The organism is Streptomyces candidus (assembly GCF_014207445.1).
Taxonomy (GTDB): domain Bacteria; phylum Actinomycetota; class Actinomycetes; order Streptomycetales; family Streptomycetaceae; genus Streptomyces; species Streptomyces candidus.
Map to the genome: position 1 here is coordinate 19,606 of NZ_JACHEM010000009.1, position 14,405 is coordinate 34,010.

Genomic DNA, 14,405 nt, shown 5'->3' on the forward strand with positions numbered 1-14,405 from the left:
TGCACTGGGCTCCGCTTCGAGCACCCAGCGTGACATCTTTCGTGACGCTCCCGCGCGGCGCCGACCGCCGGGGCCGCCGTCCGTGCCCCCACGGCCCGCCTCAGGAGCCCTTCACGATCTCCACTGTCCGCCGCCGTTCGGGCTGCCCCGCCCCCGGCCGGCCCACCGCGAGCAGCGCCATGTCGTCGGTCTGGGTACCGCCCGTATGCACCCGTACGTCGCTGGTGAGGGCGTCCAGCACGGCCTCTGCCCCGGAGAACAGCGAGCGCCGCAGCCGGGCCGCCGGGTCGTAGAAGGCCCCCGTCTCGTCCCGCGCCTCCGACAGACCGTCGGTGTAGAACACCAGCGTCGCGCCGCCGGGGAAGCCGAACTCCCTTGCCCTGTCCGGCCAGTCCCCCAGGTCGCCCATCCCCAGCGGCAGCGCGAACTCCTCCGGTTCCAGGACGTCCAGCTCGCCGCTCGGGTACAGCAGCAGCGGCTCGGGGTGCCCGCGATTCACCAGCCGTACGATGCCTTCGCCGCGCGGGATCTCGGCGAGCACCGCCGTCGTGAACCCCTCCAGCGCGTCCAGCCCGTCCCGCCGCCTGCCCTCCCGGGCGAGCGCCCGCTCCAGCCGCTGCGCGACGCCCTCCAGACAGCTCTCCGTCTCCGCCGCCTCCCGGAACGCCCCCACCACCACCGCGACCGCCTCCACGGCCTCAAGCCCCTTGCCCCGCACGTCCCCCACCACCAGCCGCACCCCGTAGGGCGTGTCCTGCACGGCGAAGAGGTCGCCCCCGATGAACGCGTCCGCCTCCGCCGCCTCGTACCGTGCGGCGATCTCCAGGCCGCCGATCCGTTCCGGCGGGATCGGCACGACGGCCCGCTGCGCCGCCTCGGCGATCACCCGCGCCGACGCGAGCTGCCGGCCACTGCGGCGCACGACGCGGTTGATCAGGATCGACAGCACGGCCACCGTCACCAGGGTCACCAGTTCGGTCATGCCGATCACCGACGTGAGGGTGGCGTCGTGGATGCGCAGCCCCAGCACCGCGAGCACGCCCGCGCACGCGATCAGCCCGGTGTTGGCAAGCGAGAAGAACGGTGCGGCGATCAATGGTGCCGCCGTGAACATCGGGGCCGCCGTGAAGTCGGTCGGCGTCAGCAAGTCGAAGGGGATCGCGCCCGCGATCATCAGAGCGGGCAGCGCTCGTACGAACCGCCTCGTCCTCTTCCCGCCGACGCCGGCGACCGCCGACGCCCCGCGCTCCGCCCCCGTACCGTCCCCGCCGCGCCTGTACCCCGCCACCGTCTGCTCTCCTGCCCAGGTCCGCACCGGGTGCGGACGGTACCGCTCCCCGCCCAGGCTGGCCGGAGCCGCGCCGCAGAGCGAATCGGCATCCGCCATGTGGGGGACGGCGCACGGTGTGCGCGTCCACTCCCGTACGGAACCGCTCGCGTACGGAAAAAGCCGGAGGCCCGGGACTCTTTCGAGTTCCGGGCCTCCGGCCTTCACTACTTCTTCAGTAGCGGGGACAGGATTTGAACCTGCGACCTCTGGGTTATGAGCCCAGCGAGCTACCGAGCTGCTCCACCCCGCGTCGGTAAACACAACCCTACGCCATCCCGACCGCGCCCTCGACCAGGCCCCAGCAGGGGGCATCACCGCCGGCTCCGCCCGCACCACCTCGGCCACCCTTGACGCCGGCACCCCCTACGGCCGCATCCACAACGCCCTCCCCCACACCGGCACCGGCCCGGAGCTCACCCTCCACACCACCACCTCCCACGGCGACATCACCGCCCGCACCAACTGACCCTCCACAACCACCCGCCCCCGCCCACCAGACCGCCTGACCCGTGGCGCAGGGGAAAAAGAAGGAGCGCCCCGACCGGAATGAACCGGTCGGGGCGCTCCTTCGCAGGTCAGAGGCGGCAAAGCCTCGCTGCGTCCTGTAGGCCATGTCGGACTCGAACCGACAACCAACGGATTAAAAGTCCGCTGCTCTGCCAATTGAGCTAATGGCCCGCGGCAGGACACCCAGAAGCATAGCCGCCCCCGCCCCGCCAACCGATCGGGTATCGCACACGGGAGGGTCAGCATGTCGCTCACGCCCCCGCGTGCACCCGGTCCGGCCCCTGTCGAAAGGTCTGTCGGAAGGCCCTGTCAGAACAGGGACTTGTATCCCTGCCACCCCGTCGTCAGCGCCCTGCGTGCCCCGAAGCCGCCCTTGCCGTCGCCCTCGTTGCGGAAGACGCCGCCCGCGGTGTCGCGGACGATCAGGTCGGGGCGGCCGTCGCCGGAGACGTCGCCCACACCCGCGATCTCCTTGTAGCCGATGCCCCACTTGGTGAAGAGAAGGACGCGCTCCTTGAACTGGCCGGCCGCGGTGCCGTCGTAGCGGAACAGTTCGCCGGCCGCGCTGCGGGCCAGGAGGTCGCCGTGCCCGTCGCCGTTGAGGTCGCCCGCGCCGACGAGGTGCGTGTACGCCTTCCAGTTCGACCGGATCTTCACGGGCGCGGCGAGCCTGCCGTCGGCCTTCGCGGCGAAGAGGAACACGTCACTGGTGGTGTGGTGCCGGGCTATCAGATCGGGGCGGCCGTCGCCGGTGAGGTCGCCGGGGGAGGTCAGCGCGTTGTACTGCCAGTAGCCGGTGCCGATCCGGGTCCTGGGGCCGGCCGGCTTGACCGCGCCCGCGCAGGAGCCGTCGTAGCGGTCGAGCGCACCGGTGGCGTCTCGCACCAGGACGTCGTTGCAGCGGTCGCCGGTGAGGTCTCCGTACGGGACGAAGGTGCTCGCCGTGGGCCAGCCGCCGGACTGGGTGCGGGAGTCGGAGCCGTTCGTGCCGAGCTGGTGGGTGTGCAGGGTGCCGCCGGTGGTGAAGGTCATGACGTCGCCGTAGCCGTCGCCGTCGTAGTCACGGTGGGGGGTCTTGGCGCCGTAGAGGTAGAGGGTGCCGGAGGCGGTCTTCCGTACGCCGGTGCCGTCACCGGCGTCGGTGCTCAGCGTCCAGGTGTGGCGTCCGCCGTTGACGATGTCGCCCTTGGCGTCCTTGCCGTCCCAGCTCGGCGCGATCTGCGCGCCTTCCCTGGCCGTGCCGGTGCGGGTGGCGACGGTGCGGCCCCGGTTGTCCGTGAAGGCGACGGTCCAGCGGGTCACGGGGCGGGAGAGGAGGAAGCGTGCGTTCCAAGGGGTGTTGCCGCTCGCTCTGGCCGTGCCGTCCACCTCCGACTCGACGACCGTGGTGGCCTGGCGGGCGATGCCGGTCGGCTTGAGGTGGATGCGCTGCTCGGGGTCCGTGTACGCGACGGGGCCGCCGTACGCGTCGACCGCCCAGTTCCCCACGGTGACTCCCGGCGCGGAGAAGTCGGCGGTGGCGCCGTCCTGCAGGAGGTCGGTCAGCCTCAGTCTGCCGTCCGCCGTCCTCGTGACGACGAAGCCGTCACCGAGCTTGCCGCCGAGGGGGGCGGCGATGTTCTTCTTCGCGGTGAGGTCGAACACACCGGCCTTGGTGGTGGCGCACTCCCAGTACAGCCAGCGGCCGACGGCCTGGAGCGCGCTCGGTACGCAGCCGGAGCCGGTGTTGACGGCGGGGGTCGTCCGCCCGGTCTTGAGGTCGTACGAGTCGATGCTGCCCGTCGCGGCGGCCGGCTTCCACAGGGTGCTGCCCCAGAGGGCGGCGGCGGTCTGCCGAGGGCGGGTGAGGACCTCGGAGGAGCCGTTGAAGTCCTCGAAGTCGGTGACGTACTGCTTGCCGTCCTCCGCGTTGACGACGGCGTAGCGGCCGGAGGCGGAGACGAGGGAGGTGAGGGGCGACGGCGTGTGGGTCCAGCGCACCCCGCCGTCGCCGTTGGGCGAGCTGACCCCCTGCCCCGACCGGTACGCGGTGCGGCCGTCGCCGAGGGCGGTCAGCTGGGGGGCGTCCTCGACGAGCCGGTGCCGCAGCGTGCGGAGGCCGGGCGTCGGGGCGCCCGTGACCGCCAGGTCGTGCTCGTAGAGGCCGGGGAGCGCGTTGGCGTCCGCCGTGGTGGCGTAGCCGAGCCGGCCGCCGCCGAGGACCGGCTGGTCGATGCGTGCGGGGACCGGCGGCAGCGCCTTCACGGGGGTCACCGTGGGCGCGCCGTCCGCTGTGGCGGTGATCCGGCGCACGGCCCAGTCCCCGGCCGAGGTGCCGCCGACGGCGAGCGCGCTGCCGTCCGGGGCCATCGCCATGGGGGGTGTTGGGCGCGTGCTTGATGAGGTCCACCGTCGCCCCGCCGGCCAGCGGCACGGCCCGTACCGGGTTGCCCAGGCTGTACCTGGCCTGCACCGCGCCGAGCTGCTCGTGGAAGACCAGCCAGTCGCCCACCGGGGCGAAGGAACGGAACGAGCCGGCGGCCGGGAGGGACACGACGGGGGCGTCCGGCCGCGCGCGCGGCACCACGTGGAAGCCCGTGGTGCCGTCGTGCCAGACGAGGTGGTCCTTGCCCAGCACGGTGTAGACGTCCGGCGTGCTCGCTCCGGCCGGCAGCGGGAGCAGCTTCGCGGTCGCGTAGTCGAGGAGGTACACCGTGTGGGACGGGGCGGTCTTCGTACGGAGGGTGAGCACGGCGCCCCGGCCGTCCTGCCCGGCAGCCGCCGTCACCCGTACGGCCGCGAACTCGATGCCCGGCGGCGCGTCCTGGACCGGCTTCTCCTCGATCCTGTCGTCGACGAGCCGCAGAACGACCAGCTGTCTGGGGGTGGTGTCGGTGGCCGCGCGCAGCACCACCGCGGAGTCCGCGGTGTAGGCCTGCGTCCAGGCGTCGCCCCTGTTCAGCGGGATCCTGCTGTCCTTGCCCGTGGCCATGTCCCGCAGCAGGACGTGCCGCGTCGGGAGCGTCTGGTCGGCGAGCCAGGCGGATATCCCGGAGTGACGGCTGATGACCGGTCTCACCTCCCGGTCCGCACCGCTCGCGAAGTCCGTCCACACGTATCCGAGCCGGCCCTCGATCCGATGGGCGAAGCCCGTGGCGCCCACCGACATCAGCTGATCCGCCCTGGGCAGGAAGCGGTTCTGGGCGTCGAGCACCACTTCGGGTTCGGCAGCCGCGTACGCCGCGCCCCCGAGCACCGGCACCAGGCCCACCGCGGTCCCCAGCGCGGCCACGACAGCGACGGCGGATCTGATTCCCGTACGACGATTCATCAGCGAAACCCCTCCCCGGGCAGCCCGGGGCGAGGGCGATCGGCCCTGGCCCCCGGCCGCTCCCCACACAAGTCGCCGGAGAGTAGCAGCCATTCCGCATGTGCCGGAAGTGAAAAGAGAAAAGGGCCCGCTCGTGAAGAGCGGGCCCTTTTCAGGGAGTTACTGCGGGTTCACGACGACTCAGCCGTTGCGCTTCCAGCGCGGCTTGTCGTCGCGGCGGCCGAAGGAGCCGGTGCCGGTGCCGGTGGAGCTGCCGCGGTGGTCGCCGCCGCGGAAGCCACCGCCGGTGGACGGACGGTCGCCGCCACGGAAGCCCGAGGGACGCTCGTCACGACGGTCGCGGTTGAACGGACGGTCGCTGCCGCCGGAGCGGAAGCCGCCGCCGGTGGGACGGTCGCCGCGGTCGTCGCGACGGAAGCCGCCGGAGGCCGGACGGTCACCGCGGTCGTCGCGGCGGAAACCGCCGGACGCCGGACGGTCACCGCGGTAGCCGCTGGCCGCCGGACGGTCGCTGCCGCTGCGCTCGCCGCCGCGGAAGCCACCGGACGGACGGTCGTCGCGACGGAAGCCGCCACGGTCGCCGCCGCGGTCGTCACGACGGTCGTTGCCGCGGAAGCCACCACCGGTGGGACGGTCGCCGCGGTCGTCGCGGCGGAAACCGCCGGACGCCGGGCGGTCGTTGCCGCGGAAACCGCCGGAGGCCGGACGGTCGTTGCGGTCGTTGCCGCGGTAGCCGCCGGACGGACGGTCGTTGCGGTCACCGCCGCGGTAACCACCACGGTCGCCGCCGCGGTCGTCACGGTTGCCGCGGTAGCCGCCACGGTCGTCACGGCGCTCGAAGTTGCCGCGGTCGTCGCGGCGCTGACGCTGCTCCTCCGCCGCCTTGGCGGCAGCGGCGGCAGCGGCCTGGGCCTCTTCGGCCGCCTCGGCCTCGGCCGCGGCAGCGGCCTCGGCGATCGCGGTCTCGGGGTCCTCGCCGCGCTCACGGGCGGCGCGGGCGACCAGACGGTCGGCCTCCTCGCGCAGCTCGGTCGCCCGGCGCTGGACGCGCTCCAGCTCCTTGGCCAGCTCCTTGGCCTCACGCTCGGCCTGCTTGGCCGAGTTGGTCGCGGAGTCGGCCTGGACCTCGGTCAGCGAGCGGGCGCCGGTGATCTCGGCGACCTCCGGGTCGAACGCGCCCGAGCCGCCGACGATGTGACGCGAGGCGTCGACGCCCGCGTCCTCCATCAGCCGGAAGATCTGGCGGCGCTGGTGCGGCAGCGACAGGGAGACGACGACTCCGGACTTGCCGGCGCGGGCGGTACGGCCCGAGCGGTGCAGGTAGTCCTTGTGGTCGCCGGCCGGGTCCACGTTCAGCACCAGGTCGATGCCGTCGACGTGGATGCCGCGGGCGGCGACGTCGGTGGCGACCAGGGCGTTGACGTAGCCCTTCTTGAAGTCTTCGAGGACACGGGTACGGGCGCCCTGCGTCATGCCGCCGTGCAGCGCGTCGGCCTTCACGCCCGAGTCCTGGAGCTGCTCGGCGATGCGGTCGGCGCCCAGCTGGGTGCGGACGAAGATGATCGTGCGGCCCTTGCGGGCGGCGATCGCGGCCGTGACCGGCGCCTTGTCCTTCGGCTTCACGACGAGGACGTGGTGGGTCATGGTCGAGACGTTGCCCTGCGCGCTGTCGACCTCGTGCGTGACGGGGTTCGTCAGGTAGCGCTTGACCAGGGTGGAGATCTCGTTCTCCATCGTGGCGGAGAAGAGCATGCGCTGGCCGCCGCCGGGGATCTGGTCGAGCAGCTCGGTGACCTCGGGCAGGAAGCCCAGGTCCGACATCTGGTCGGCCTCGTCGAGGACGGCGATCTGGACGTTCTCCAGGGACGCGGCGCCACGGTTCAGCAGGTCGCGCAGGCGGCCCGGGGTGGCGACGAGGACGTCGACACCGCGCTCCAGGGCGTAGATCTGGTTGCCCATGGACGTACCGCCGCAGACGACCTTCATCTTCAGGCCGAGCACGTCGCCGTACGGCTGGAGGGCGTCGGCCACCTGCATCGCGAGCTCACGGGTCGGCGTGAGGATGATCGCGCGGGGCTTCTTCTTCTCGGTGGTGCCGCCGGCCAGCGAGGCCAGCGTCGGCAGACCGAAGGAGAGGGTCTTGCCGGAGCCGGTGCGGCCACGGCCCAGGATGTCCTTGCCGGCCAGGGCGTCCGGGATGGTCGCGGCCTGGATCGGGAAGGGCGCGGTCACACCGTTCTGGGCGAGCTTGCGGACGATGCCCTCGGGCAGGCCCAGGTCGCTGAAGGTGGGACCGGTGTGCACGGGCTCGCCGTCGACGTCGTCGGCGGCGATCTCGTCGGCGGGTGCCTCGGCGGCCGGCTCGGCGGCGGGTGCCTCGTCGGCGGCCGGCTCGGTCCGGGCCGACGCGACGATCTCGGCGGCGGCCTGAAGGACCTCGGTGGTGTCGACGGTCTCGACGTCGACGGTGACCGTCTCGGCAGCCTCGACCGTGGTGGCGTCGAGCTGCTGCTCGGCGGCCTCGGTGGGCATGGCGGTGCGGTCAGAACTGGAAACAGACATGCGGATGCGAAACCTCTCGGAGTCTCGGCACGCGCCCAAACTCCGTGAATCGCAAGTGAAACCGCCTCGATGCGGTCAGTCACGGCAAGGGAGAGTACGCGCCACACGGCGCTCTTCTTTTTCGGCGCCGGGCAATGGGATCAAACGATCTATAACCATACGCACCCTCCCCCACACCTGGCAAATCGACCGCCCTACGCCGCCCCCACCTGCGGTTTTACCGTCCGTACCGGGGCGTCCCGCCGATATTCCACCGCCGCTTGCGTCCCCTCCGCCGCACGGTTCTCCGCCGCCGGGGTCGTCGTCGGCACGGGCTCCGTCGGCGGCTCGGACGGCGGAGTCGGCGTCGGCTCGGGCTCGCGGGTCGGCTCGGGCGACGGGACCGGCGGCTCCTGGGGCGGGCGGGACGTCGACGGCTTCGGCACCCCGGGCCGTGCGGGCCGCTGCGTGGCCTTTCCGCCACCGGCCCCCGGGGGCGGCGTGGCGGCCGGACCCGACGCGCCCTTCGAGGGGGTGGTGGCCTCCGGGCCCGGCGAGGCGCTGGGGCTGACCGTGGAGTCGCCCCCGGCCGCCTCGGCCGCCGTGCCCGCCGCGGGCCCGGACACCGGTTTTCCGTCCGTGCGCCGCTGCCCGCCGCCGTCCGCCGCGGACCCGCCGCCGCCCTCTCCCGCCCGTTCCTGCTGGGCGGCGGGCCTCACCGGCAGGGGATCGCCCCCGTTGTCACTCACGCTCATGCAGCCTGCGGAAGCCGCCACCGCGAGCGCCGCGGCGGCGAGTCGGACAGGGGTGGGCAGCTGGCGCACGGGCGCACCTCCGGGATGACGGCCCGGGAGGGTGACGGTTCCGAGCAGACGGCGCACGGGGCTGCGCACGGGTCTGCGACCGGGTCCACGACACTCCCGGAGCCGTGGGGCGGGTCGGGGTATGCCCACTCAACTCCCGCGGACCCGCCGGGGACACGCGCCGACGCCCGACCGCCACGGCCCCGCCACGCCCGGCACACCGCTCCGCCACGCGTCGGGCACCGCCCGGCCCCCCGGAACGCCGCCCCGGCTACCCGCCGACCGCGCCCCCGAGAGCCGAGCCGAGAGTGACGGCACCCAACGCCGCCAGTACCGACACCGTCACGTTCAGCGCCGCGAGGAGCCGCTGCCCGCTCTCAGCGAGACGCAGTGTCTCGTAACTGAAGGTCGAGTACGTGGTGAGGGCCCCGCACAGGCCCGTCCCGACGAGGAGGTGCGCGTACGAGGAGGCCGCGTCCGACGCGACCGCTCCGGTCACCACGCCCAGCAACAGGCTCCCGGCCGCGTTGACCGCGCACGTACCCCACGGGAACCCGGACGCGTGCCGGGCCTGCACCGCACGGTCCGTCAGATACCTCAACGGCGCCCCGACCGCCCCGCCGAGCACGACCAGCACCCAGTTCACGCCGCCCGCCCTCCGGCCACCCCGCCGCCCCGGCGGCCGAGCGCCCGCCGCGTCACGGCCGCCGCCGCCCACACCCCGCCCAGCGCCCCGCCGACCGTCCCCAGCGCGTACGCCGTCGCCTTCACCGGCTCACCGCCCGCGAGCAGGCCGCTCACGTCCATCGCGTACGTCGAGAACGAGGTGAAGCCGCCCAGTACCCCCACCCCCAGGAAGGGCCGCGCCAGCGGCGGCGCCCACCGGTCCCGGCCGTTCTCGGCGACCAGCACCATCAGCGCCCCGATCAGCCCGGACCCCAGCACGTTGACCCCGAACAGCGCCCACGGGAAACCCCCCGCGGGCGCGGGCCACGCCAGCAGCGCCCCGTACCGCGCCAGTGCGCCCAGCGCCCCGCCCGCCGAGACGGCGCCGAGCACCGCCCAGGACACCCCCGGACCGGACCGCGCGGGCACGGCCGGGGCCTCCCGCGGTGCGCTCACCCGTACCCCAGCGCGTGCAACCGCTCGTCGTCGATCCCGAAATGGTGGGCGATCTCATGGACCACCGTGATCTCCGTCTCCGCCACGACGTCCTCCCGGTCCTCGCACATCCGCAGGGTCGGCCCCCGGTAGATGGTGATCCGGTCCGGCAGCACGCCCGCGTACCACTCCCCGCGATCGGTCAGCGGCGTCCCCTCGTAAAGACCCAGCAGTTCCGGATCGTCCTTCGCCGGCTCGTCCTCGACGAACACCGCGACGTTGTCCATCAACCGCGTCAGCTCGGGCGGTATCCGGTCCAGCGCCTCGGCGACCAGCTCTTCGAACTCCTCACGCGTCATCTCCAGCACGCGACCATTCTGCTGCCACCCCGCGTCGTACGCCCAGCACCGCCACAGCTCCCCGGCCCCGGTACTCCGCGGCACCCCCTCGCGCGGCGAGCCGCTCCGCCCCGGCGGCTCCCGCATGAGCCCCGGCGCCGGCGGGCATACGCCCCCAATGGTCCGAGCCCTGTCTGCCCGCCTGCTGCGCCGCTACCGCTCCCACCACTCAGCCCCCACCAGCACCCTGGCGCACGCCCCGCACCCCTGGGCCCGCGGATTCGGCCTGGTCGTGGTGGTCCTGTTCGGCGCCTGGCTCGGTCTCCTCGTCGTCGGCGACGTCCGCGCACCGGTCGGCCCGGTGGACACCACGATGACCCTGCGCCCCTCCTTCGACGGCGGCACCAAGATCAACGTGTCCCCGCTGGGCGCCCTGGAGCTCGATTCCCACGTCGCCCCCATCCGGCTCGACGTGGATGTCGACCAACTGGACGCCGAGCGCGCGTCCGCCCTGGTCAACCACCCGGAGCGGATCTCCGGTCTGCAGGAGCAGATCACCGGCGACGTCGTGGACGGCACCCTCGACCTGGCGGTGCGCTCCTGCGTCGCCGTCGTCGCCGGCGCCACCGCGCTCGGGCTGGCCGTCTACCGCCGGCCCCGTCGCGCGCTCGCCGCCGGAGGCCTCGCGCTGGCACTCCTGACGGCGTCCGGGATCACCGCGTACGCGACCTGGAACCCCAAGTCCGTCCTGGAACCGAAGTTCTCCGGCCTGCTCTCCTCGGCCCCCAGCGTCGTCGGTGACGCCCGTAACATCGTGGCCGAATTCGACGTCTACCAGCAGGAGCTGGCCCGCCTGGTCACCAACGTGACGAAGCTGTACGACGCCACCTCCACCCTCCCGGCCTACCAGCCGTCGCCCACCACGATGCGCGTCCTGCACGTCTCGGACATCCACCTCAACCCGGCGTCGTGGCACATCATCGGCTCACTCGTCGAGCAGTACGACATCGACGCGATCATCGACTCCGGCGACACCATGGACCACGGCAGCGCGGCCGAGAACGTCTTCCTCGACCCGATCCCCGACCTCGGCGCCCCGTACATCTGGGTCCGCGGCAACCACGACTCGGCCGCGACCCAGGCGTACATGTCGCGGCTGAAGAACGTGCACGTCCTCGACCACGGCGACGCCGTCACCGTCGCGGACGGCCTGCGCGTGGCGGGCATCGGCGACCCGCAGTTCACCCCGGACCGCTCCGTCGCACCGCAGGGCGACGCCGGCGAGCGTGTCGCGGGTGTCCAGCTGGCCGCCGCGCTGCGCGACCAGAAGGCGGCCGGCACCCCCGTGGACATCGCGGTCGCGCACAACCCGGTCGCGGCCGCCGAGACGGACGGAGAGGTTCCGCTCGCCCTCGCGGGCCACACCCACGAGCGCCGGACGGAGGTCATGAAGCGCGGCACCCGCCTGATGGTGGAGGGCTCCACGGGCGGCGGCGGCCTGCGCGCCGTGGAGAAGGACGACCCGCAGAAGATCCGCGCCTCCCTGCTCTACCTGGACCGGGACACCCGCCGCCTCCAGGCCTGGGACGAGATCACGCTGGGCGGCCTGGGCCTGTCGACGGCCGAGGTCAGCCGCCGTCTCCCCGACGAGAACAGCCCGGACGCCCGGCCCGCGGAGCCCTCCGCACCACCCTCGCGGTAAACCGTTTTGGCGAACACACCCGGCATCCCATATGCTTCTGACGTCCCCGACGCGCTGCGAAGCGCAAAGGCGGGCCAATTAGCCCTCATCGTCTAGTGGCCCAGGACGCCGCCCTTTCAAGGCGGTAGCACGGGTTCGAATCCCGTTGGGGGTACGCAACACCTGTGCGAAACTTGCGTCAGCTCGTCTCGCACTTGCATGGTCCTGTGGAGCAGTTTGGAGTGCTCGCCACCCTGTCAAGGTGGAGGCCGCGGGTTCAAATCCCGTCAGGACCGCTTGCGGCTTCGGCCGCAGTGGCTGGGTAGCTCAGTTGGTACGAGCGATCGCCTGAAAAGCGATAGGTCGCCGGTTCGATCCCGGCCCCAGCCACCATTGAGAGTGCAGGTGAAAGCCCCGGACGGGATCCGTCCGGGGCTTTCTCGTGTCCGCCATATGTCCTGTCCGGATCAGCGCACCCAGACCTTGAGCGGCTCGGTCTTCAGCGAGAAGCCGAGGGGGGCGGGCAGCGCGACGGTACGGCCGAACGGGCGGCGAAGCAGGTTCGCGTAAGTGCCGCCGTCGGGTTCGCTGTGGACGAGGACCTCGCGGGTGTCCCGGTCGATCAGCAGGTAGACGGGGATGCCCGCGCGCGCGTACACGAGCGGCTTGTCCACGCGGTCCCGCCGGTCGGTGTCACTGTCGTACGGGGTCACCTCGGCGACCATCAGCACCTGCCCGGGATCTGCCCACTCGCCCTGGCCCGCGAAGGCGCCCTTGGGGGCGAGGGCGCCGTCCGGTTTCGCATAACCATTGCGGTAGTGATCGACCCGCAGGCCGCGCTCGGGGTAGAGCCAGAGATCGGGCCGGTACTGGATGCAGTGCTCCATGAGCCAGCGGACGATCTCGTCGTGGTCGCCGTCCGGCACTGCCTTCACTCCCAGCCTGCCGTGGATGAACTCCAACCGGACGCCTTCGCGCGCGGCGGCGGCTGCGATGCGCTCGAACTCCTCGGCCAGCATCTGCGGCCGATCTTCAGTGACGGTCACCACACACCTCCCGCCGCCAGTCTGGGCGCGGCCGACTGCGGGAGGCGGGCGTCCCTCACGGGTCATTCGGGCAGGCCGCCCGCCTCCGGGGCCTCCGCACCGCCCCGGCCACGCACCCCTCGCACTACGAACACCACCCCCACCGCGGCCACCACCGTCGCCAGCAGCACCCAGTCCGGGACCGCTTCGCCGAGCCCGCTCGCCCACTGCTCCACGGCGAAGGAGTCGTCGACGTCGAGCAGGCCGGGCAGCGCGGTCGCGCCGTCGAAGCGGAGGAACAGGACGCCCAGCGCGACGAAGAACAGCCCCGACAGCAGCGACGTGGTGTGGAGTTCGAAGCGCCCGAGGGCGAGCGTGCGGCCGCGGAGCCAACGGCGGCGGCCCAGCTCGAAACGCTCCCAGAGCAGGGCGAGGAGGAAGAGCGGGACGGCCATGCCGAGCGCGTAGACGGCGAGCAGCAGGCCCCCGTAGACCGGGCTGCCACTGACGGCGGCCACGGTGAGGACGCTGCCGAGGATCGGCCCCGCGCAGAAACCGGCGAGCCCGTAGACCGCGCCGAGGGCGTAGACGGACAGGGCGGTGGTGGGACGGATGCGGCCGGAGAGTTCGGCCATCTTCTTCGAGGCGAAGCCCATGCCGAGGATCTGCGCGACACCGAGCGCGATGATCACCCAGCCCGCGACGGTGACGAGCAGGTCCCGGTTGCCGTAGAAGAACCGCCCGGCGTACGAACCGGCCGCCCCCAGCGGGACGAGTGTGGTCGCCAGGCCCGCGTAGAAGATGCCGGTACGGGCCAGCAGGCGGGACGTGGAGTCGATCGAGTACGCGAAGAAGGCGGGCAGCAGCAGCGCGCTGCACGGGCTGACGAGCGCGAGCAGGCCGCCGAGGAAGGCAGCGAAGTAACCGATGTCCGCGGTCACTTCTGCTTCGCTCCGGACTTCCCGGCCCGGTCCGCCGCCGCGTCGATGGCCCGGTGGAAGACCTCGTCGGGCTGGGCGCCAGAGATCGGTCGGCCGTTGACCAGGAAGGAGGGGGTGGAGGTCGCGCCGAGCCGGTACGCCTCCTCCTGGTCCTTCTTCACGGCGGCACGGGCCTGCGCGCCGTCGGCGTCGGCGGTGAACCTGTCGAGGTCCTTCACCCCGGCCTCCTTCGCGAGCGCCGTCAGCCGGTCCTTCCCGTACCCCTTCTCCTTGGCGCCCTCGGCGTACGCTGCCTGGTGGAAGCCCCAGAACTCGCCCTGCCGGCCGGCCGCCCAGGCGGCGCGTGCGACGGCTTCGGACTCCTCGCCGAAGATCGGGAAGTTGCGCCACTCGATGCGCAGGACGCCCTTCTCGACGTACTTCTTCACCAGTTCCGGCTCGGTGTCGCGGGCGAACTTGCCGCAGTAACCGCACTTGAAGTCGGCGTACTCCACGAGCACGACGGGCGCGTCCGGCCTCCCCTGCGCGAGGGGGTCGCCCTCGGTACGGCGGGCGAGCTTCTCCAGCTCCGGGTAGGCGCCGTCGCTGTGCGGCCCGGCCGCATCGGGGGCGGCCGAGGAGCCGGTGGCGACGGCGGCGGGCGTGTCGTCGCGGTCCGCGGGCTTCGTCGCGGAGTACGAGGCGAGCCCGAGCAGGACGGCGGCGGTGGCGACACCGGCGCCGATGAGGACGCCACGGCCGCGCTTGGCGGACGGGCCGGACTGGCCGGACCGCGAGGTCTTCGGGGACTGCGGGGTCTTTCGGGGCTGCGAGGGGTGGGACATGAGG

The 14,405-nt window shown here is 72.8% G+C and carries 12 protein-coding genes and 5 tRNA genes; 5 read left to right on the top strand and 12 right to left on the bottom strand.

Going from position 1 to position 14,405, the window contains the following annotated elements; genetic code table 11:
- Positions 1-100: 100 nt before the first annotated feature.
- From HNQ79_RS17800 to HNQ79_RS17815, 4 genes are all read right to left on the bottom strand, one after another.
- Positions 101-1,387: a PP2C family protein-serine/threonine phosphatase gene (locus HNQ79_RS17800; RefSeq protein ID WP_185032199.1), complete on the bottom strand. Its 1,287-nt coding sequence runs from the start codon at positions 1,385-1,387 to the stop codon at positions 101-103.
- 119 nt (positions 1,388-1,506) lie between these two features.
- Positions 1,507-1,580, bottom strand: a tRNA-Met gene (locus tag HNQ79_RS17805).
- 355 nt (positions 1,581-1,935) lie between these two features.
- Positions 1,936-2,008, bottom strand: a tRNA-Lys gene (locus HNQ79_RS17810).
- 138 nt (positions 2,009-2,146) lie between these two features.
- Complete coding sequence (locus tag HNQ79_RS17815; RefSeq protein ID WP_185032201.1) at positions 2,147-4,192, bottom strand: FG-GAP repeat domain-containing protein; 2,046 nt, start codon at positions 4,190-4,192, stop codon at positions 2,147-2,149.
- A gap of 338 nt (positions 4,193-4,530) precedes the next feature.
- On the opposite strand from HNQ79_RS17815, the gene HNQ79_RS17820 reads away from it, so the two are divergent.
- Entirely contained in the window at positions 4,531-4,749 is a 219-nt protein-coding gene (locus tag HNQ79_RS17820; protein WP_185032204.1) for a hypothetical protein, read from the top strand.
- A 578-nt stretch (positions 4,750-5,327) separates the two neighbouring features.
- Here the strand turns inward: HNQ79_RS17820 and HNQ79_RS17825 are convergent.
- The 5 genes from HNQ79_RS17825 to HNQ79_RS17845 form a co-directional block, all read right to left on the bottom strand.
- Entirely contained in the window at positions 5,328-7,709 is a 2,382-nt protein-coding gene (locus HNQ79_RS17825; RefSeq protein WP_185032206.1) for a DEAD/DEAH box helicase, read from the bottom strand.
- 194 nt (positions 7,710-7,903) lie between these two features.
- Positions 7,904-8,512 (bottom strand): hypothetical protein, encoded by a 609-nt coding sequence (locus HNQ79_RS17830; RefSeq protein ID WP_185032208.1) that lies wholly within the window; start codon positions 8,510-8,512, stop codon positions 7,904-7,906.
- 250 nt (positions 8,513-8,762) lie between these two features.
- Entirely contained in the window at positions 8,763-9,137 is a 375-nt protein-coding gene (gene crcB / locus HNQ79_RS17835) for a fluoride efflux transporter CrcB (RefSeq protein WP_185032210.1), read from the bottom strand.
- Complete coding sequence (locus HNQ79_RS17840) at positions 9,134-9,613, bottom strand: FluC/FEX family fluoride channel (protein WP_185032212.1); 480 nt, start codon at positions 9,611-9,613, stop codon at positions 9,134-9,136. Before HNQ79_RS17840 ends, crcB begins: the two co-directional genes overlap by 4 nt.
- The gene (locus HNQ79_RS17845; RefSeq protein ID WP_185032214.1) at positions 9,610-9,960 is read right to left on the bottom strand and encodes a metallopeptidase family protein; all 351 of its coding nucleotides are present in this window, start codon (positions 9,958-9,960) and stop codon (positions 9,610-9,612) included. Before HNQ79_RS17845 ends, HNQ79_RS17840 begins: the two co-directional genes overlap by 4 nt.
- Positions 9,961-10,108: 148 nt before the next feature.
- Between HNQ79_RS17845 and HNQ79_RS17850 the strand changes: the two genes are divergently transcribed.
- The 4 genes from HNQ79_RS17850 to HNQ79_RS17865 all read left to right on the top strand — a co-directional run bounded on the left by HNQ79_RS17850 (position 10,109) and on the right by HNQ79_RS17865 (position 12,004).
- A complete protein-coding gene (locus HNQ79_RS17850) occupies positions 10,109-11,632 on the top strand; it encodes a metallophosphoesterase family protein (protein ID WP_185032216.1) in 1,524 nt (507 codons plus the stop codon).
- An 81-nt stretch (positions 11,633-11,713) separates the two neighbouring features.
- Positions 11,714-11,786, top strand: a tRNA-Glu gene (locus tag HNQ79_RS17855).
- A 46-nt stretch (positions 11,787-11,832) separates the two neighbouring features.
- Positions 11,833-11,907 (top strand) — tRNA-Asp (locus HNQ79_RS17860).
- 20 nt (positions 11,908-11,927) lie between these two features.
- Positions 11,928-12,004: transfer RNA gene (locus HNQ79_RS17865), tRNA-Phe, on the top strand.
- A 74-nt stretch (positions 12,005-12,078) separates the two neighbouring features.
- Here the strand turns inward: HNQ79_RS17865 and HNQ79_RS17870 are convergent.
- The 3 genes from HNQ79_RS17870 to HNQ79_RS17880 all read right to left on the bottom strand — a co-directional run bounded on the left by HNQ79_RS17870 (position 12,079) and on the right by HNQ79_RS17880 (position 14,401).
- Positions 12,079-12,657: a Uma2 family endonuclease gene (locus HNQ79_RS17870; RefSeq protein WP_229923244.1), complete on the bottom strand. Its 579-nt coding sequence runs from the start codon at positions 12,655-12,657 to the stop codon at positions 12,079-12,081.
- A 62-nt stretch (positions 12,658-12,719) separates the two neighbouring features.
- Positions 12,720-13,577, bottom strand: coding sequence for a cytochrome c biogenesis CcdA family protein (locus tag HNQ79_RS17875; protein WP_185032218.1), 858 nt, complete (start codon positions 13,575-13,577; stop codon positions 12,720-12,722).
- Positions 13,574-14,401: a DsbA family protein gene (locus tag HNQ79_RS17880; RefSeq protein ID WP_185032220.1), complete on the bottom strand. Its 828-nt coding sequence runs from the start codon at positions 14,399-14,401 to the stop codon at positions 13,574-13,576. Before HNQ79_RS17880 ends, HNQ79_RS17875 begins: the two co-directional genes overlap by 4 nt.
- Positions 14,402-14,405 lie beyond the last annotated feature (4 nt).